Annotated in this window: 15 protein-coding genes; 13 read left to right on the forward strand and 2 right to left on the reverse strand. The window is 70.9% G+C overall.

The features are described 5' to 3' along the window. The first annotated feature begins 83 nt into the window (after positions 1 to 83). The 9 genes from H4F90_RS08675 (at position 84) to H4F90_RS08715 (ending at position 11,858) form a co-directional block, all read left to right on the forward strand. Complete coding sequence (locus tag H4F90_RS08675) at positions 84 to 1,214, forward strand: TRAP transporter substrate-binding protein (protein WP_182663581.1); 1,131 nt, start codon at positions 84 to 86, stop codon at positions 1,212 to 1,214. A gap of 94 nt (positions 1,215 to 1,308) precedes the next feature. Further along, positions 1,309 to 1,929 carry a TRAP transporter small permease subunit gene (locus tag H4F90_RS08680; RefSeq protein ID WP_182663583.1) on the forward strand — a complete coding sequence of 207 codons (621 nt, stop codon included), beginning with the start codon at positions 1,309 to 1,311 and terminating at the stop codon, positions 1,927 to 1,929. Further along, on the forward strand, positions 1,926 to 3,920 hold the full coding sequence (locus tag H4F90_RS08685) for a TRAP transporter large permease (protein ID WP_182663585.1): 1,995 nt from the start codon (positions 1,926 to 1,928) through the stop codon (positions 3,918 to 3,920). Before H4F90_RS08680 ends, H4F90_RS08685 begins: the two co-directional genes overlap by 4 nt. A gap of 365 nt (positions 3,921 to 4,285) precedes the next feature. Beyond that, the gene (locus H4F90_RS08690) at positions 4,286 to 4,951 is read left to right on the forward strand and encodes an RNA polymerase sigma factor (RefSeq protein ID WP_182663588.1); all 666 of its coding nucleotides are present in this window, start codon (positions 4,286 to 4,288) and stop codon (positions 4,949 to 4,951) included. Further along, on the forward strand, positions 4,948 to 5,388 hold the full coding sequence (locus H4F90_RS08695; RefSeq protein ID WP_182663590.1) for a hypothetical protein: 441 nt from the start codon (positions 4,948 to 4,950) through the stop codon (positions 5,386 to 5,388). The genes H4F90_RS08690 and H4F90_RS08695 overlap by 4 nt, the downstream gene beginning before the upstream one ends. Further along, the gene (locus H4F90_RS08700) at positions 5,385 to 7,223 is read left to right on the forward strand and encodes a peptidase domain-containing ABC transporter (protein WP_182663592.1); all 1,839 of its coding nucleotides are present in this window, start codon (positions 5,385 to 5,387) and stop codon (positions 7,221 to 7,223) included. Before H4F90_RS08695 ends, H4F90_RS08700 begins: the two co-directional genes overlap by 4 nt. 34 nt (positions 7,224 to 7,257) lie before the next feature. Continuing rightward, positions 7,258 to 8,574, forward strand: coding sequence for an HlyD family type I secretion periplasmic adaptor subunit (locus H4F90_RS08705; protein ID WP_182663594.1), 1,317 nt, complete (start codon positions 7,258 to 7,260; stop codon positions 8,572 to 8,574). Positions 8,575 to 8,617: 43 nt separating this feature from the next. Continuing rightward, on the forward strand, positions 8,618 to 10,060 hold the full coding sequence (locus H4F90_RS08710) for a TolC family protein (RefSeq protein ID WP_182663596.1): 1,443 nt from the start codon (positions 8,618 to 8,620) through the stop codon (positions 10,058 to 10,060). Positions 10,061 to 10,232: 172 nt separating this feature from the next. Continuing rightward, complete coding sequence (locus tag H4F90_RS08715) at positions 10,233 to 11,858, forward strand: hypothetical protein (protein WP_182663598.1); 1,626 nt, start codon at positions 10,233 to 10,235, stop codon at positions 11,856 to 11,858. A 124-nt stretch (positions 11,859 to 11,982) separates the two neighbouring features. Here the strand turns inward: H4F90_RS08715 and H4F90_RS08720 are convergent, their stop codons facing one another. Continuing rightward, a complete protein-coding gene (locus H4F90_RS08720; protein WP_182663601.1) occupies positions 11,983 to 12,528 on the reverse strand; it encodes an OmpA family protein in 546 nt (181 codons plus the stop codon). Positions 12,529 to 12,826: 298 nt separating this feature from the next. On the opposite strand from H4F90_RS08720, the gene H4F90_RS15420 reads away from it, so the two are divergent. The 3 genes from H4F90_RS15420 (at position 12,827) to H4F90_RS08735 (ending at position 17,114) form a co-directional block, all read left to right on the forward strand. Next, the gene (locus tag H4F90_RS15420; protein WP_220486113.1) at positions 12,827 to 14,527 is read left to right on the forward strand and encodes a hypothetical protein; all 1,701 of its coding nucleotides are present in this window, start codon (positions 12,827 to 12,829) and stop codon (positions 14,525 to 14,527) included. Positions 14,528 to 14,706: 179 nt separating this feature from the next. Further along, positions 14,707 to 15,738, forward strand: coding sequence for a nuclear transport factor 2 family protein (locus tag H4F90_RS08730; protein WP_235972117.1), 1,032 nt, complete (start codon positions 14,707 to 14,709; stop codon positions 15,736 to 15,738). A 35-nt stretch (positions 15,739 to 15,773) separates the two neighbouring features. After that, on the forward strand, positions 15,774 to 17,114 hold the full coding sequence (locus tag H4F90_RS08735) for a L,D-transpeptidase family protein (protein WP_182663603.1): 1,341 nt from the start codon (positions 15,774 to 15,776) through the stop codon (positions 17,112 to 17,114). Here H4F90_RS08735 and H4F90_RS08740 read toward each other — a convergent pair. Further along, positions 17,104 to 17,724 carry a poly-gamma-glutamate hydrolase family protein gene (locus tag H4F90_RS08740; protein WP_182663605.1) on the reverse strand — a complete coding sequence of 207 codons (621 nt, stop codon included), beginning with the start codon at positions 17,722 to 17,724 and terminating at the stop codon, positions 17,104 to 17,106. The two genes, H4F90_RS08735 and H4F90_RS08740, sit on opposite strands and share 11 nt — an antisense overlap. Before the next feature lie 90 nt (positions 17,725 to 17,814). Here H4F90_RS08740 and H4F90_RS08745 point away from each other — a divergent pair, with 90 nt between their 5' ends. Beyond that, complete coding sequence (locus H4F90_RS08745) at positions 17,815 to 18,057, forward strand: DUF1289 domain-containing protein (protein WP_182663607.1); 243 nt, start codon at positions 17,815 to 17,817, stop codon at positions 18,055 to 18,057. Positions 18,058 to 18,120 lie beyond the last annotated feature (63 nt).

Below are 18,120 nucleotides of genomic sequence, written 5' to 3' on the forward strand. Positions count from 1 at the left end.
AGGGCTGCCTAGCATCCGCCGCTGGGCATCCATCCACGGCGCATGCGTGCAGTGCGCCGACCCGACCGACCTGAGGAGACACCATGAGCGACACCCAAGCCAAGAAGAGCCCGGGCGCACCGCGCCGCCGCTTCCTGAAGAAGGCCTCCGCCGGCGCGGTCGGCGCGACCGCCCTGGCCGCGCCGATGATCTCCAAGGCGGAGACCGTCACCCTGCGCTTCCAGAGCACTTGGCCGGCCAAGGACATCTTCCACGAGTACGCGCTGGACTTCGCGAAGAAGGTCAACGACATGGCCGGCGGCCGCCTCAAGATCGAGGTGCTGCCCGCCGGCTCGGTGGTGCCGGCCTTCCAGATGCTGGACGCCGTGCACAAGGGCACCCTCGACGGGGGCCATGGCGTGATCGCCTACTGGTACGGCAAGAACTCGGCCCTGGCCCTGTGGGGCTCGGGTCCGGCCTTCGGCATGGACCCCAACATGGTCCTGGCCTGGCACAACTACGGCGGCGGCAAGGATCTCGTGGCCGAGATCTACAAGTCGCTGAACCTCGACGTCAACAGCTTCATGTACGGCCCCATGCCCAGCCAGCCGCTGGGCTGGTTCAAGAAGCCGATCGCCAAGGTCGAGGACATGAAGGGGCTGAAGTTCCGCACCGTCGGCCTGGCCGTCGATGTGTTCACTGAGATGGGCGCCGCGGTCAATCCGCTGCCGGGCGGCGAGATCGTCCCGGCGCTGGACCGCGGCCTGATCGACGCGGCGGAGTTCAACAACGCGACGTCGGACCGCATCCTCGGCTTCCCCGACGTGGTCAAGAACTGCATGCTGCAGAGCTTCCACCAGAGCGGCGAGCAGTTCGAGATCCTGTTCAACGGCCCGAAGTACCGCAGCCTGCCCGCCGAGCTGCGCGCGATGATCGACTACGCCGTGCAGGCCTCCAGCGCCGACATGAGCTGGAAGGCCATCCACCGCAACTCGACCGACTATGCGGAGATGAAGAAGTCGGGCGTCAAGTTCTACAAGACCCCGGACGCGATCCTGCGCGCCCAGCTTGAGGCCTGGGACAAGACTATCGAGAAGAAGTCCGCCGAGAACCCGCTGTTCAAGAAGGTGCTGGATTCCCAGCGCGCCTTCGCCCAGCGCTGCGGCCAGTGGCAGAACGACTACCTGGTCGATTTCACGATGGCCTTCAACCACTACTTCGGCCGCAAGGGCTGAGACCGGCCCGCATGACGGGCTGACACGACCCGGGGGCGCCGCGATGGCGCCCCTGTCGCTTTCTCGGCCGGTCCAGAAGAACGAAGGATTCGCGATGCAAAAGTTGCTGCTCGCCGTCGATCGCCTGTCCACAGGCTTCGGCAAGCTCTGCGCCTGGACGGTGGTGCTGCTCACCGCGCTGATTTCCTGGGAGGTCTTCTCCCGCTACGCGCTGAACACGCCACATGCCTGGGTGCTGGACGCCCAGATCATGCTGTACGGCACCCTGTTCATGACAGCCGGGGCCTACACGCTCAGCAAGAACGGCCACGTGCGCGGTGACGTGCTCTACGGCTTCTTCAGGCCGCGGACCCAGGCTGCGATCGACCTGGTGCTCTACATCCTGTTCTTTCTGCCGGGCATCGTGGCGCTGACCTGGGCCGGCTGGGGCTTCGCGCAGGAGTCGCTTGCGATCCGCGAACAGACCTTCTCCGCCGATGCGCTGCCGCTCTATCCCTTCAAGTTCGTGATCCCGGTGGCCGGGGCGGTCCTGCTGCTGCAGGGTCTGGTCGAGATCGTGCGCTGCGTGATGTGTCTGCGTGAGGGCGAATGGCCGTCGCGAGATCAGGACGTCGAGGAAGTCGACGTCGACAAGCTCAAGGAGATGGTCCACGTGAAGGACGAAGACATCGCTGCCCTCGACGCGCTGGGCGCCAAGAACGGAGGCCGCGCATGAAACTCCGCAAGGAACTGTGGTTCGGCTTCTCGCTGATGGCGATCATCATCGCCGCGGCCGGGGCCATGCTGATCAGCGTGGACACCCTCACCAACGGCCACATCGGCCTGCTGATGCTGTCGCTGGTGGTCGTGGCCATCATGCTGGGCTTCCCCACGGCCTTCACGCTGATGGGCATGGGCATGCTCTTCACCTGGATCGCCTACGAGGAGAACACCACCAAGACCCTGGACCTGATGGTCCAGTCGGCCTACAAGGTGATGAGCAATGACGTGCTCATCTCGATCCCGCTCTTCGTGTTCATGGGCTATCTGGTCGAGCGGGCCAATCTGATCGAGAAGCTGTTCAAGAGCTTGCACCTCTCGCTGGCGCGGGTGCCCGGCTCGCTGGCCGTGGCCACGCTGGTGACCTGTGCGGTCTTTGCCACCGCCACGGGCATCGTCGGTGCCGTGGTCACGCTGATGGGCCTGCTGGCCCTGCCGGCCATGCTGCGCGCGGGCTACAGCGTGCCGGTTTCGGCCGGGGCCATCACGGCCGGGGGCTGCCTGGGCATCCTGATCCCGCCCTCGGTGCTCCTGATCGTCTATGGCGCGACGGCCGGCGTGTCGGTCGTCAAGCTCTACGCCGGGGCCTTCTTCCCCGGCATCATGCTGGCCGGTCTGTACATCGTGTACGTGATCGTCCTGGCCAAGGTGAAGCCCGAGCTCGCCCCGCCGCTGAGCGCAGCCGAGCGGGCCGTGCCCCTGCCCGGGCCGCTGAAGGCCCTCGGGGCGACGCCCGAGCGCCGCGTGCTGCCCCTGCTGCTTGGCGCCCTGAAGGGTCGCCGCAATGCCGAGGTGCCGACGGGCTACCTGCTCAAGCAGCTGCTGATCGCGCTGCTGCCGGCCCTGCTGGTGCTGCTGGTCGCGCTGGCGGCCTATCCGAGGGCCCCCTCGGCCGACCTGCCGGCGGCCGACGAACCGGTCCTGCAGGAGATCGGCGCGGCCAGCGAGCGCCGCGCCGGCGGCGGCGGGCTGGCCGAGCCGCCCGGGGCCTCGGGCGGCTTGAGCGAGCCACCCGGCGCCTCGGAGGGTTTGAGCGAACCGCCGGGTGCGTCGGGCGGCTTGAGCGAGCCGCCGGGTGCGGCCGGCAGCCTGAGCGAACCGCCGGGGGCCGCGCCGGCCGCGGCGCCACGCGGCGGCCTGGCCGAACCCGGCCTGGCCGAGCCCGGTGCGCCCGAGGCACCGGCGGCGGCAGTCGGCCCCTCGCAGAACTACTGGATCGGGGTCGGCGTGGCCGGTCTTGCGCTGCTGGCGTACTACGGGATCCTGAGCGCCACGCGCTTCGAGATCTTCAAGATGCTGCTGTCGAGCTTCTTCCCGCTGCTGATCATGATCCTGGCGGTGCTCGGCTCCATCGTGTTCGGCCTGGCCACGCCCACCGAGGCCGCAGCCGTCGGAGCCTTCGGCGGCTTCCTGCTGGCGGCGGCCTACAAGCAGCTCAACTTCAACGTGGTCAAGGAATCCGTCTTCCTGACGGCCAAGACCTCGGCCATGGTCTGCTGGCTCTTCGTCGGCTCGGCGATCTTCTCGGCTGCCTTCGCGCTGCTGGGTGGGCAGGAACTGGTCGAGCGGTGGGTGCTCGGCATGAACCTGACGAAGACCGAGTTCCTGATCCTGAGCCAGGTCATCATCTTCGTGCTGGGTTGGCCGCTGGAGTGGACCGAGATCATCGTGATCTTCATGCCCATCTTCATTCCGCTGCTGGACAACTTCGGGGTCGATCCGCTGTTCTTCGGCCTGCTCGTGGCGCTGAACCTGCAGACCGCCTTCCTGAGCCCGCCGGTGGCCATGAGCGCCTTCTACCTGAAGGGCGTGGCCCCCAAGCACGTGACGCTGAACCAGATCTTCGCCGGCATGCTGCCCTTCATGGGCATCCAGATCGTCGCGATCGTGCTGCTCTACCTCTTCCCGGGCATCGGCCTGTGGTTGCCGCAGGTGCTCTACAAGTAAGTCGGCCCGGTCCGCGCAGGATTCATCGGATCCTGCGCGGACCGCTGATCTGCCGCCGCCGGGAGGCTGCCGGCCCGCATGCCATTGCCGGTATATTGCGACGCTCGGTCGTGACAGGTTTCAGTCAAGTCGTGGCCGCGTAAGTTTCGTCCCGCGGTTCGAAACGGTTGCGACCGTTTGACCGCTGTGCCCGAGGTGCCCGGCCAGATCCGCCGGTCGCCCCGGGGACGGCCCGGCCCGGAGGACGTCGTCTCGTCGCCTGTCTTCCTGTCCGGGGCCCGGATGTCGCTCTGCCCGCCTCCTTCCACCGCACGCGCGTCCCGGCCCGGGGCGAGGGCAGGCTTCGTGCTTGCAGGGGGCCGGCCATGAATACCCTGGTGCTGCCGACGGGCCTCGAATCGGTTGCCGCCTCCTTGCGCGTGACCGTGCCTGTCGCGGAGCCGGACCGCATGGTGCAGCTGATCCGCCGCATCCAGGAGCGTGACCGCCAGGCCCTGCGCGAGCTCTACGTCGGCTACAGCGCCCGCATTCGTAACTATGCGATGCGTGTGTTGCACGACGAGCACGCGGCCGAGGACGTCGCACACGACGTTTTCCTGCGGGTCTGGCGCTACGCTTCGTCCTACGATCCCGAGAAGGTCGGTCGGCCCGAAGCCTGGCTGTTCCAGATCGCCCGGAATCAGGCGATGAACCACGCGGTTCAGCGCGCCCGCATCACCCAGCTCGATCAAGAAGACGGCGAGTCGACCGATATCACGGCCTGGCAGGACGGCCACGAAGACGGCCGGGATCGCCTCTTCGACCGCGTCAGTGCCCGCAGTGAAGCCTTTGCCCAGGCCTTGCGCGCCCTGCCCTCCCATTACCGTCAGGTGCTGTTCTTGCGGTTCCATCACGACCTGTCCAATCCCGAGATCGCGGCCCAGCTCGGCCTGCCGGTGGGCACGGTCAAGACTTGGCTGCGCCGCGGCCTGATCCAGTTGCGGGCGACGCTTCGCGTCCAGCTGGATCCCGTGGCCGGAGCGGCGGAATGAGCCAGCCCCTGCCGACCTCCGAGGTCATCGCCGGACTGCTCGCCCTGGGCGTGCTGCAGCCCGACGAGGTCCGCGCGGTCGAACCCCTGCTCAGCGGCCTGCCTGAAATGCGGGGTCGTCTCGACGCCTGGCAGCGTGCCGTTCAGGATGCCGGGCTGGAGGCCGAGGGCCAGGGCGACGATGCCTGGTCACGCCTCGAGGCCCAGCTCGGCCGCGAGGCCGAGCAGCGCCTGCTGCTGATGCAGCGCTACCCTGAGTTCCGCGACGAGGCCCTGCGCCTCGTCGCCCTGCTGCGCCTGCTGCTGCGGCGGCTGCGCGAAGTTCGTCAGGCCCAGCGCCTGGCGCTGGAGACCCCCGCAAGCGGCCGCCCTGCCGCACCGGGCGGGCCTCGGGGCGGCCTGCCGTCCGGTTTTCGCAACGAGGATGCCTCGCCGTGATTGAGTTTCTTCTTCCCGAGCGCCTGCGCGCCAAGGGGGGTCTGGTGGATGCCGCGGTCGGCGGCAGCCTGGCCCGTGGCTTCTCCGACGCCCGCAAGCTGCTGAAAGTCTCGGCCCTGCTGTCGGCGCCAATCGGTCTGCTCGCCCTGCTGCCTTCGGTGTTCACGCTGGAGGTCTACGACCGCGTGATCTACCGCCACGGCATGTCGACGCTCATCGCGCTGCTGGCCGGGGTGGCGGTGGCCGTGGCCATCGAGTGGATGCTGCGCCGCGGCCGCTCGCGGCGCCTGCGCGAGGCCGGGGCCTCGATCGACTGGTCGCTGCAGGGCGCCCTGCTCGAACGCATGCTGAACCAGCCGCTGCGCGCGCTGGAGGAGCGCACCGCGGCGGCCTGGATGGCGCTGTTCCGCGATGCCAGTGCGGTCCGGGTGCTGCTGACCGGGGTGATCGTGCAGTCTGTCTTCGACCTGCCCGTGGCCCTGTTCGCGCTGGTCATCATCGGCATCGTCGCCCTGCCGGTGCTGCCGGTGGTGCTGCTGGCCCTGCTGGTCTTCAGCGTGATGGCCTGGTGGCTGGCCGACGAGGTCAAGTCGGGCAAGGTGCTGGAGCTGCAACGGGCCCGCAACCTCGACATGCTGACGGCCGAGGTCTGCCGTGCCCGCGAGTCGGTCAAGTCACTCGCGCAGCAGACGGCCGTCATCAAGCAGTGGCGCGACAACTACGAGAGCTGGCTGGCCGAGAGCTACACCAAGAGCGGCGAGATCGAGGAGTCGCGCGAGCTGTCGCACTCGATGCTGATCATCACCTCGGTGGCCATCACCGCCTTCGGCGCGCTGGCCGTCGTCAATCAGTGGATGACGATCGGCGGCCTGATCGCCGCCAACATGCTGGCGCTGAAGGCGATCTCGCCGATCTCCAACCTGGCCGGTGCCTGGCGCCAGCTCGCGCATTCGATCGAGGCCGCCAACCGCCTGCGGGGGGTCTTCGAAGCCGAGGTCGAGCCCGGCCGTGGCGAGCTGGAGGTGCCGCGCCCCAACGGCCGCGTGGTCCTCGACCGGGTGACCTTCCGCTTCTCCCCCGAGCTGGATCCCATCATCAACGAGGTCTCCTTGAGCCTGGAGCCGCGGCAGTTCTATGCCATCGTGGGTCGCAACGGGGCCGGCAAGTCCACGCTGCTGAAGCTGCTGTCGGGCCTCTACCGGCCGGAGCAGGGCCGACTGCTGCTCGGCGACTACGACCTGCAGCAGTTCTCCCGCGAGGAGACGGCGAGCTGGATCGGGACCTTGTCGCAGAACGTGTACTTCCTCGATGGCTCGATCGCCGACCAGCTGCGCCGCGTGGCACCGGACGCGACCGACGACCAGATCGTTCGCGCCTGCCAGCTGGCCGGGGCCCACGCCTTCATCGCCAAGCTGCCGCGCGGCTACAACACGCAGCTGCGCGAGGGCGGCCGGGCGCTTTCGGCCGGCGAGCGCCGCAAGATCGCGCTGGCCCAGGTGCTGCTGCGCAATCCGGTGGTGCTGGTGCTCGACGAGCCGACGAATGACCTGGACCACGAAAGCGAGCTGCAGCTGATCGCGGCGCTCAAGTCCATCGCTCGCATCCGCACCGTGCTGGTCGTGACCCATTCGGCCCGCATGGTGGCCAATGCCGATGCGGCGCTCTCGGTGATCGGCGACGGCACGGTGCTCAAGATCAGCACCGAGGAAGCGCTCGCCACCTATTTCTCCAACGTCGCCAATGCGGCCGCCCGCAACACCCCCCCGGCCGCTCCCGTCACCGGCGCCGCGCCGGTCACGGTGACCTTGCCGACCGGCGGCGCACGGGCCGCCTGAGCGCGTCCCGATTCCCGAAGTCCACGGAGACCGCGTGTCAGGATCCAACGCCGAGCAGTTCCTCGAACGCCTTAAGCGCAAGCACGACGAGCCAGCCCCCCGGGGCTGGCGCGCCTGGGGCCCCAAAGCCGGTGTCGCCACCGTGCTGACGGCCCTCGCGGTCGCACTCTTCATCCCCGTCGAATCGACGATCACGGCCTCCGGGCAGATCGTGCCGTCCGCACGCACCAAGACCGTCCAGCATCTGGAGGGCGGCATCGTCGGCGAGGTGCTCGTCAAGGAAGGGCAGCAGGTCAAGGCCGGCGACGAGTTGCTGCGCATCGACCTCGGCGCGGCCGGCCTGAACCTCGAGGAGATCACCGCCAAGGTGGCCGCCTTGCGTGCAGCCCAGCTGCGGCTGACGGCCGAGTCCACCGGCGCCACGCTCTCGGCCTCCGCTTTTCCCGAGGACATTCCGCCGGAAGTGCGGGATGCCGAGCTGCAGGCCTACCGGGCCCGATTGCTGGAGCAGGAGGGCCAGGAGATGGCGGCCCGGTCGCAGGTGCAGATCCACGCCAGCCGCGGCCAGGAGGTGCAGGCCAAGATCGAAGGTCTGAAGATTCGCGTCGAGATCCTGAAGAGCGAGTACGAGCTGACGGCCCAGCTCGCGCGCGAGAAGCTCGTCGCCGAGCTGGAGGCCCTGCAGCTGCGCAAGGAGTACGAGACGGCCCGGGCCGAGCTCAGCAGCACCCGCCAGGGCCTGGTGTCGGCCCAGGCCGCCGCCGACGAAGCGCGCGGCAAGCTGGCCGAGGCCGAGGGCCGTTTCCGCCGCCGCGCTGCCGAGGAGCTGCTGACCACCGAGCGCAATCTCTCCACCGCCAGCGAAGACCTGCGCCGTGCGCGCAGCCAGCGCGAGCGCACCAGCATCACCGCGCCGGCCACCGGCATCGTCAAGGGCCTGCGCTCGGGCCAGCCGGGCTGGGTCGTCAAGCCGGGCGAGCAGGTGCTGGAGATCGTGCCGACGGATGCGCTGATCGAGGTCGAGGCCCGCCTGAAGCCGGCCGACCGCGGCCTCGTCACCGCCGGCATGCCGGTGAAGATCAAGGTCTCGGCCTACGACTTCCTGCGCTACGGTGCGCTCGAGGGCAAGGTGCTGCGCATTGCCGCCGACGCCGACAAGGCGCCCGAGAGCCAGGAGAGCTACTTCAAGATGGTCGTGGAGACCGAAGGCACGGCGCTCGGCAAGACCAAGCAGCCGGTCACCCCCGGCATGCAGGCCGATGTCGACGTGATCATCGGTCACCAGCCCTTCATCTGGTTCCTGCTGCGCCCCGTGCTCAAGGTCAGCGCCGAAGCCTTCCGCGAGCCCTGAGATGCCGCGACCGATAACGATGCCCCGTTTCCCTGGCCGCCCCATGGCGCTGGCCATCCTGATCGCCTGGGCCGGCCCCGCCGCGGCCGTCTCCCCGCAGGCCGAGGAGATGGCCCAGCGCCTGGCCACCCTGGTGCGCAGTGCGCCCGAGGTGCAACAGGCCCAGGCCGAGATCGCGGCCAGCCAGGCCGAGGTGCGGGCGGCCGAAGTGGCCCGCTATCCGCGCTTCGGGGTCGACACCGTCTTTGGCAATGTCGTGACCGACCTCGGCAACGACCGCGACCGCCGCACCGACGTGCGCCTGGTGCCGAATCTGGCCTACACCGTCTTCGACGCCGGCAAGGCCAGTGCACGCATCCGTGCGGCCCGCAAGGGGGTGGCGGCGTCGGAGGCCTTCGGCCGCAAGGCGGCCGAGACGGTCGTCCTCGACACCCTGACGGCCTATCTGCAGGTGCTGCGCTTCAGCCTGCTGGCCGAAGTCGGCAGCTCGTCCGAGGCGGCCCTGCGCGAGCTGATGCAGCTCGAGGAGCGCAAGGCCGAGCTGGGCGGGGCCGGCCTGACCGATGCGCGGCTCGCGTCCTCCCGCATGGCCCTGTCGGCCAATCGCGTGCTTCAGTACCGCCTGAACCTGGAGGAGGCCAGCGCCCGCTTCGCCGCCCTGTTCGGCGTGGCGCCGCGCCTGGACCAGCTGCCGGTGGTGCGTGTTCCGGGCGGCTGGCTGAGCGCCGGCTTCGATGAGTCCGTGCGCATCGCCATGCTGCTGAATCCGGACCTCCGCGAAGCCTCGGCCAAGCTGGAGCAGGCCCAGGATCGGCTGGAGGCCGAGCGGGCCGGCCGCTTCCCCGCCGTGGACCTGACGGTGAGCAAACGTTACGAGTTTCCCGGTGGCTTCACGGAGAAGCCGACCTACGGCTTCCGCATGGCCCTGGGCTCCGGCACCTTCTTCGAGAGTGCCGCCAAGGTGCAGCGGGCCGAGGCGGAGGTCGGCAGCCAGGACCAGCGCCGGCAGGCCCTGCTGCGTGATGTGACCCAGGCCGTCAGCGCGGCATGGCGCCGGGCGAACCTCGGCGGCCAGCGCGAGACCCTGCTGCAGACCGCAGCCAACGAGTCGGTGGCCGTCTTCCGGGCCCGCAAGCGCCTCAATGCGACCGGCCGTGCCACCACCCTGGCCATGCTGGATTCGCAGGTGGAGGCCAACAATGTGCTGATCGACTGGGTCAATGCGGTCTTCGACCAGCGCCTCAACGAACTCAAGCTGGCCAAGGAAGTGGGCAAGCTGCTGCCGCCGGAGGGCGGAGAGGCCGATTGGGCCCGGGCGCTGTTCACCGATGAGGACTTCCGCTCCGGCGTCCGCGAGCTGTTGCGCAATGCCGCCCCCGAACCCGCCGTGCTCAGCGCCGAACGCAAGCCGTCCCAGGCGGCTCCGGCCCGGCTGGGGGCCTGGGCGCAAGGCCTGTCGCTGCGGATGGACCCGGTGCGGCATTGATCGCGGCTGCAGCCCTGAAACACACGGATTCAATTGCCGCGCGATCGCTCGAATCCCTGACGCTGACTGGTCGGTAACTCCAGCAGACGCGCAGGATCGGTTCGTGACGGACCGGTTGATGCCACGTCCGGCCCTCCGCCCTATCGGGCCCGGACGCTGACCTGGAGTTCGCATGGATACGCTGGATCTTGAACACGCCCTGCTCAGCCTGAGCCTCGGCGAGGCCCTGGGCCTGCAAACCGCCCAGCCCCTCACGGAGGCCGGCCCGCTGGCGGACACGCTGCCGGTGCTGCCCGACGGCCTGCTCGGCACCGTGGCCCTGACCGAGCTGCTCAGCGGCACGGTGGCCGGGGTCGCCCTTCCGCTGCTGGATCTCGGCCCCTTCGGCGGCTCGAGCGGCCTGGCGGGCTTCGGCCTGCTCGGCAGCCTCAGCGGCGATGTGCTGGACTTGGGCGGCGTGCTGGACGACCTGGTGCTGCCGCTGCTCCAGGGCACCGTGGAGACGGTCGACGGTCTGCTGGGCCTGGTCGAGGACGGGCTCCCGAGCGCACTCGGCCTGGCCGAGGGGCTGGACGGCCTGCTCGGCGACGTGCTGACCGGCGACCTCTCCGGATGGAATGCCGCAGTCGGCACCCTGCCGTCCCCGCTCGGCGGTGGGCTCGGCCTGCGGCCCGGCGACACGCTGGGCAGCGCGCTGGGCCAGGTCGAGCTGGTGATCGGACAGGTCATCGACCAGCTGGAAAGCCTGCTCGGTAACGATCTGCCCCTGCCCGCGGTGCTGGACGACCTGCCGCTCGACGAGACCGTGCAAGCCATCCAGCAGATTCTCGGCAACACCCTGGTGCCGCTGGTCGGCGCGGGGGTCGATCTGCTTCAGGACATCGTCACGGATCTGCAGACCGCACTCGATGCCGGCAATCTGGCCGCGCTGGGCGTGCTGACCCACGACCTTGTGGGCCAGACCGTCGACACCGTGCAGGCCGTGGCCGGCCTCGTGGCCACCGAAGCCCTCGGTCCGGGCCTCGACCTGGCCGGAGGGGCGATCGATCAGGTCCACGCCCTGGTCGGCGACCTGCTCAACCCGCTGGGCGAGGCGCTGCCCGTGCTGGCGCCGGCGCTCGGCCAGGCCGGCCAGGTTCTGGATTTCGCGTCGGAGACCGTCACCGGCCTGGACAACACGGTGGCCCCTGTCCTGGACGCCGTGGGGGTGCTGCTCGACGACCTCGTGCTGATCATGGACGGCGCGCTCGAGGTCCTGGCCCCGGCGCTTGATCAGGTGGACGGTCTGCTCGCCGGGGGGGATCTCCCGCTGCTCGGCGGCCTGCTCGGGGCCGGGCTGGGCGATCCCTTGACGGTGCTGGAGGATCTGCCGCTGCTGGGCGACCTGTTGGCCCCCGTCGGCGATCTGCTGGCCGGTGCCGGGCTTGCCCTGCCCGGTGCGGGTGGCGGCGGCCTGGCCGACGGTCTGCCCCTGCTGGGCGACCTGCTGGGGGGCGGCCTCGGCGACCCGCTGGCCCTGCTCGAGGGCCTGCCGGTCGTCGGCGACCTCCTGGCGCCGGTCCAGGACCTGCTGGCCGGCCTGGCCGGCAGCAGCGACCTCGGTCTGGACAGTCTGCTCGGCGTCGCCACCGGCCTGCCGGCTGGAGACTTGCTCGCTGCCCCGGTGCAGGCCGTGCTCGACACGGTCGGGTCCCTGAGCAGCGACCTGCCGCTGGTCGATGGCCTGACGGTCCCGCTCAGCCCGGTGCTGGAGACCGGCCTGCTCGACAAGCTGTTGTCGGCTGGCGGAACGCCCTGAGGCGTGGGCTCGGGCCCCGTCGCCCGGCCTTGAAAGAGCGCAAGCCCCGTCAACCGGATCGGTTGGCGGGGCTTGCCTGCCTTGGGTTCTGTCACCCGCGCAGGCTGCGCGGGCGGACGGAAGGTCAGTAGCGGATCTCGGCCCGGCGGTTCTTGGCCCGGCTGGCGGCGTCGCTGCCCGGCACGGCGGGGCGCTCGAGACCGAAGCTGACCGCTTCGACCTGCGATTCCGGCACGCCGAGGATCACCATCATCTTGCGGACCGCCTCCGAGCGGCGCTGGCCCAGCGCGAGGTTGTACTCGCTCGAACCGATCGAGTCGGTGTGCCCTTCGATGCGGGCCTTGGACTCGGGGCTCGAGCGCAGCGTGCGGGCATGCGCCTCGACGATGCCGCGGTACTCCGGCTTCACGTCGTACTTGTCGAAGTCGAAATAGACGATGTCGCGCGTCTTCAGGTTGTCACCGTCGGCCTCGGTCGCCTTGACGATGCTCAGGGCCTCGGGCTGGCTGATGGCGCGGCCGAGGTTCGACTCGATCACGACCTTCTGCTCGCTGCTGGACGAGGTGGCCGGGGGCGCTTCCTTGGCGCCCTCCGTGCCCTTGGTGGCGCAGCCGGCGAGGCCGAGGGAGGCCGCAAGCAGCAGCGTCAACAGGCGGGGGGTGGTCTTCATGGAAATCACTCCAGGGGGGCTCAGGGACGGCGGGCAGGTGGGGCAGACCCAGGATACGGATCCATCACGGTGACGAAGGGCTCCCCACGCAAGGCCCGAAGTGTGCAACAGGAAAACCGTGTCGCCGAGACCGGCCTGCCTGCGGCTCCCTCCCGGCCCGTGGCTGAGGGGGCCGCCGACCGCCAGGCCGCGGAATGTGCGTTCTGCCACGAATCGTTTCCGGGGGGCGTTCGGTATATTCACGACACAGCCGATACATCTGCGATCGCCGGACAACGTTTTGACAAGGACGACCCCCATGGAAAACACCAATGCAGGTGGCAGCGTCGCCGCCGTGAACCTCGCGACCGAAGCGCCTGCCGCGGCGACCGCAGCCCAAGCCACTGCCTCCCAGGGCCTCGTCGTCCTGCGTGCCGGTCAGCCGGTCACCGTGGGCCCGCGCGAGGCGCTGGTGGCCGGTGACCGCGTCGTGACGGGCAACCAGGCCGTCGAGGTCGTGGTCCCGAACGGCGACGGCAGCCGCCAGGCCCTGGTCAAGGTTGCCCCGAACTCCGAAGTCGTCATCCAGCCGGCCAAGGTCGATCCGGCAGCGGCCAGCGGGGACCTGCTCGTGGTTGCCGGCGATGCCGAGTTCGTCGAGATCGTTGACGCCCAGCCGATCACCCTCGTCAAGAAGAGCGCTGCTGCGGTGGGTGCGGCAGCCGGCGGCGAAGAGGCGGCCGGCGGTGCCGGCCTGCTGCCCTGGCTGGCGGGCGGTGCGCTCCTCGCGGCCGGCCTGGCCGCGGCCAACAACGGGGACGATGACAACAACGGCCCCACGGGTCCGACCACGCCGACCGGCCCCACGGGCCCCACCGGTCCGACCACGCCCACCGGTCCCACGGGCCCGACCGGTCCCACCACGCCGACGGGTCCCACGGGCCCCACCGGCCCGACGGGTCCGACCACGCCGACGGGTCCCACCGGCCCCACCGGCCCGACGGGTCCCACCGAGCCGACCGGCCCCACGGGCCCGACTGGCCCGACCACGCCGACCGGCCCCACGGGTCCGACCGGCCCGACGGGTCCCACGGGCCCGACCGAGCCGACGGGCCCCACCGGGCCTGCCGATCCCACCCTGACCGATGGCGTGGATCGCGTGGTCGACACGGTCACCGACGTCGTCGACAACCTGCTGGGCGGCTTGCTCGGCACCGGCCTGACCAGCGGTCTGCTGGGCGACACCGGCGGGCTGACCTCCGGCCTGGACCAGTTGGTGGATGACACGACCGATCTCGTCGACCAGCTCGCCCTCGGGGACAACCTGGCGGGCGGCGGCCTGCTCGACGTGGTCGACGCCACCGTCGCCGAGGTCAGCCCGGTCCTGAATGTGGTGACGGGCAATGCGGGCCTGTCCGATGCCGTCAACGGCACGGTGGATACCGTGACCGATGCGGTCGGCGACCTGCTGCTGACCGACGCGCTCAATGTCGATGGCGGCCTGCTGGGGGGGCTGCTCGGCTCGGCCTCGGGCGCCGATCCGGTGGGCGGGCTGCTCGACGGTCTGCTGGGCGTGGCGGGTCAAGGCGCCGCGGCCGGCCCGGTGGGCCTGGTCGGGGGGCTGCTCGACACCGTCACCTCGGCGCTGCCGGGCACCGGCGACCTCCTGGGCGGCAACCTGCTCGGCGGTGCAGACGCGGGCGGCCTGGTCGGCAATCTGGTGGACACCGTGAGCTCCGCCCTGCCGGGCACGGGTGACCTGCTGGGCGGCGGGGCCACCAGCGGCCTGGTGGAGACCGTGCTCGACACCGTCGGCTCGCTGCTGCCGGGGGGCACCGGTGGCCTGCTCGGCGGTGCAGACGGTCTTCTCGGCGGCACGGATGGCCTGCTGGGCGGGGGGCTGCTCGACACCGTGACCGGTGCGGTGAGTGATCTGCCGGCTGCCCTGCCGGCCACCCCGTCCCTGCTGACCGAGCTGCCGCTGGACCTGGGTAACCTGCCGGGCACCCTCGGCGGCTGAGGTCAACCGCCGGCCCAGGCCGGCGGCCGCAGCACCCAACGGCCTCGCAAGAGGCCGTTTTTCATGCGGTCGAGCCGGACCCTCGTCGAGTCCGTGCAGGATGTCGTCCCGACGCCTCGGCCGGTCGGGCTGCGGCGAGGGGGCCGCCTAGAATCCCGCGATCACCGCTGGAGTCCGTCTTGCCGTCCCCTTTCCACCGACTGCGTTCTGTCGCGGCGCCGGCCGCGCTGCTCGTGCTGATGCTGGCCTCCGTCGGGCCTGTGCGGGCCGACGAGGCCGACGAGGTGGCCCAGCTGCTGCAGTCCGGCCGGGCGGTCGAGGCCCTGCGGCTGGTCGATCAAAGGCTGGCCAAGCGTCCCGACGACGTCCAGCTGCGCTTCCTGCGCGGCGTGGCCCTGGCCGAGCAGAACCGCGCCAGCGAAGCCATCGCGGTCTTCAACAAGCTGGTGCAGGACCATCCCGAACTGCCCGAGCCCTACAACAACCTGGCCGTCCTCTACGCGAACCAGGGGCAGTTCGACCGGGCCCGCAGTGCGCTGGAGACGGCGATCCGCACCAACCCCAGCTACGCGACCGCGCACGAGAACCTCGGCGATCTCTATGCCAAGCTGGCCAGCCAGGCCTACAGCAAGGCGCTGCAGCTCGATGCCGGCAATGCCCGGGCCGCCCCCAAGCTGGCCATGATCCGCGAGCTGATTTCGCTGAAGGGCCCGCAGGCTCCCGGGGCGGCGCCGCGTGATCCGGAGGTGGCTCCGGTGCCTTCCGTCGCGGCCACCCCGGCGGCACCGGTCGCCCTGCCGGCCCAGCCGGCGATCATCTCGGCCGAGGCCGACAAGCCGGTCTCCGGCGGGGCCACGACGGCGCCGGCCAGCGAGGCCCAGACCGAGGTCCGCCGCGCCGTCGAGGCCTGGGCCGAGGCCTGGAGCCGCAAGGACCTCAAGGCCTACTTCGCGGCCTACACCCCCGACTACGCCGCCGACGGCATGAAGCGCGCCGCCTGGGAAGACAGCCGCCGCGAGCGCATCACCAGCAAGAAGACGATCCGCGTCAGCCTGGACGACTGGCGCATCGACATCCGCGGCAAGCAGGCCACGGTGTCCTTCCGCCAGGATTACCGGGCCGACACCTTCTCGGCCAATTCGCGCAAGACCCTCAAGCTCGTGCAGCAGGGCGGTCAGTGGCGCATCGAACGCGAGAGCACCGGGTCTTGAGCATGCGGGGGCTGTGCGGGCGCCTGGCCTGCCTCATGCTGCTGTCGGCTGCCCTGGCCGTCGAGGCCCCGGCCGAGGCCCGTGAGGCCCGGCGCGGCGAGGCGGCGAAGGCGGCGGCGGCCCGCGAGGGTGGCCGAGGCCTGCGAGCTCCAGCCCAGGCCCGCCGTCCGTCCCCGGTCGCCCGCGCGGCCCCCCTCGCCGCGGCCGGGTCGGTCGGGCTTGCCGGGGCGACGCTGGCGGCCGGTCCCGGTTCGGCCGCTTCGGCCGGCAGTGCGCAGGCCGAGGCCCGCTTGCTCGCGATCCACCGGCTGATCGGTGAGGGCCGCATGGCGGAAGCCCGCGCCCAGGCCGAGCGCCTGGTCCGCGACTACCCGCAGTTCCAGCTGGGCCACATGCTGCTCGGCGACCTGCTGAGTGCCCAGGCCGGGCGCTTCGGTGCCAGCAGCGTGCTGCCGTCCCGCCTGAATGCCGCCCAGGGCGAGGCCCTGCTGCAGCTCCGCGACGAGGCCCGCCAGCGCCTGCTGGCCCTGCAGGATCGGCCGCCGGCCGGCCGGCTGCCCAGCGCCTTCCTCGCCTTGCCGGCGACGGTGCGGCATGCGGTGGCCGTCGATGCCTCGCGCCATCGGCTCTACCTCTTCGAGCGTTCCGAGCGTGGCCTGCGCCTGGTCGCCGACCACTATGTCTCGCTCGGCAAGTCCGGCGTCGACAAGCGCGTCGAGGGCGATCAGCGCACCCCCGTCGGCGTCTACTTCACCACCAGCCGCCTCGACGGCAAGCAGCTTGCCGACCTGTACGGCACCGGCGCCCTGACGCTGAACTACCCCAACGAGGTCGACCGGCTGAAGGGGCGCACCGGCAGCGGCATCTGGCTGCATGGCACGCCGGCGGCGAACTATGCGCGGGCACCGCTCAGCACCGATGGCTGCATCGTGCTGTCCAACCCCGACATGCAGCGGCTGATGCAGACCGTTGCGCCCCAGGGCACCCCGGTCGTCGTCGCGCACAAGCTGGACTGGGTCCTGCCCGAAGCGGCCGAGCGCAGCAACCGCGGCTTCGGCGAGGCCCTGCGCGCCTGGTGGCAGGCCCGCGACCTGGGCGACGCCTCGCGCCTGGCCGCCTTCTACGCGGCCTCGGCCAGCCCGCTGGCCGAGGCGCCCACGCTGCGCCGCGTGTCGGCCCGCACGGTACCGGACAGCCCGCAGCGCTTCCAGTCGCCGAAGGACCTGAGCATCTTCACCTGGCGCGACCAGCTCGACCATGCCGTCGTCACCTTCGGCGACGTCGGCCGCGGGGCCCGCACCGGCGTCGTCCGCCGCCAGTACTGGACGCATGACGGCCAGCGCTGGCGCATCGTGCACGAATCGCTCATCGGCTGAGCCGCGGCGCCGGGCCGAGCAGGCCCTCGGCTGCCAGGGCGGCCCGGATCGCAGCCACCGCCGTCGCCTCTTTCGGCCCCTCGCGCAGCGGGCCGGTGAATTCCAGCTGCAGACCGAGCCCGGCCGGGGCGCGGTTGCAGATGTTCTGCGGATGCCGCCCGGGGAAGCGGTGCCCCTCGGTCTCGGCCGGGATGCCGGCGGCCTCCAGCGCGGCCGCCAGCCGCGCCACCCGTGGCCGGTCCAGGCCGCCCAGCAGCACGCGGGCATCGTCCCGCCCCTCGCAGCCGTGCACGGTCAGCACGCGCTCGGCGCTGGCCGCCATCGCCAGGGCCTGGGGCTCGTCGAAGCGGCTGCTCGGCAGGTGCAGGCGTTCGAAGTTCAGCGTTTCGCGCAGGCCCTCGAAGAGGTAGAGCGAAGCCTCCTCGCCGGCAATCGCCCGTGCCAGGCCCGAGCAGCCGCGCTCGATGCGTCCGGCATGCGGCGCGAGCACCAGCAGCCGCGCGCCCGCCACCGGCCGGCAGACGATGCGGTAGTCGATGCCGGCCCGCTCGCGGGCGGCCAGTTCGGCATGGCAGCCCGGCGGGGGCGGGGCGGGGCAGGGCGGCGTCATCGGGACCGGGATTTGCGCCGCATTCTGCGCAGTCCCGCGGCCCGGCGGCCGATGCGGGGGCATGGGCGCCGGGGCGCAGAATCCGTGGCCATGCGCGACATCCATCGTCTCCCGGCGCCCCTGCGTGCCCGGGCCGCTGCCCTGGCGGCGCTGCCGGCCGACCAGGCCGCGCCCAGCCCTTGCATCCAGGTCTGCCGCATCGACCCGGTGCGCGGTCTCTGCATCGGCTGCCTGCGCAGCCTGGACGAGATCGCCGCCTGGCCGCAGGCCAGTCCGGCCGAGCAGCGTGCCCTCTGGGCCCGCCTGCCGGCCCGGGTCGCCACGCCCCCCTGACCCTGCGGGCCCGCGACCGGCGCCGCCTTCCTAAACTCACCGGTCCCCTTTTCCACAGGCCTC

It is taken from the genome of Aquariibacter albus, from assembly GCF_014145335.1.
Lineage (GTDB): Bacteria > Pseudomonadota > Gammaproteobacteria > Burkholderiales > Burkholderiaceae_C > Aquariibacter > Aquariibacter albus.

Coding starts and splice junctions, on each gene's coding strand:
- H4F90_RS08675 (WP_182663581.1), top strand. CDS start 84: ATGAGCGACACCCAAGCCAAGAAGAGCCCGGGCGCACCGCGCCGCCGC.
- H4F90_RS08680 (WP_182663583.1), top strand. CDS start 1,309: ATGCAAAAGTTGCTGCTCGCCGTCGATCGCCTGTCCACAGGCTTCGGC.
- H4F90_RS08685 (WP_182663585.1), top strand. CDS start 1,926: ATGAAACTCCGCAAGGAACTGTGGTTCGGCTTCTCGCTGATGGCGATC.
- H4F90_RS08690 (WP_182663588.1), top strand. CDS start 4,286: ATGAATACCCTGGTGCTGCCGACGGGCCTCGAATCGGTTGCCGCCTCC.
- H4F90_RS08695 (WP_182663590.1), top strand. CDS start 4,948: ATGAGCCAGCCCCTGCCGACCTCCGAGGTCATCGCCGGACTGCTCGCC.
- H4F90_RS08710 (WP_182663596.1), top strand. CDS start 8,618: ATGGCGCTGGCCATCCTGATCGCCTGGGCCGGCCCCGCCGCGGCCGTC.
- H4F90_RS08715 (WP_182663598.1), top strand. CDS start 10,233: ATGGATACGCTGGATCTTGAACACGCCCTGCTCAGCCTGAGCCTCGGC.
- H4F90_RS08720 (WP_182663601.1), bottom strand. CDS start 12,528: ATGAAGACCACCCCCCGCCTGTTGACGCTGCTGCTTGCGGCCTCCCTC.
- H4F90_RS15420 (WP_220486113.1), top strand. CDS start 12,827: ATGGAAAACACCAATGCAGGTGGCAGCGTCGCCGCCGTGAACCTCGCG.
- H4F90_RS08735 (WP_182663603.1), top strand. CDS start 15,774: ATGCTGCTGTCGGCTGCCCTGGCCGTCGAGGCCCCGGCCGAGGCCCGT.
- H4F90_RS08740 (WP_182663605.1), bottom strand. CDS start 17,724: ATGACGCCGCCCTGCCCCGCCCCGCCCCCGCCGGGCTGCCATGCCGAA.
- H4F90_RS08745 (WP_182663607.1), top strand. CDS start 17,815: ATGCGCGACATCCATCGTCTCCCGGCGCCCCTGCGTGCCCGGGCCGCT.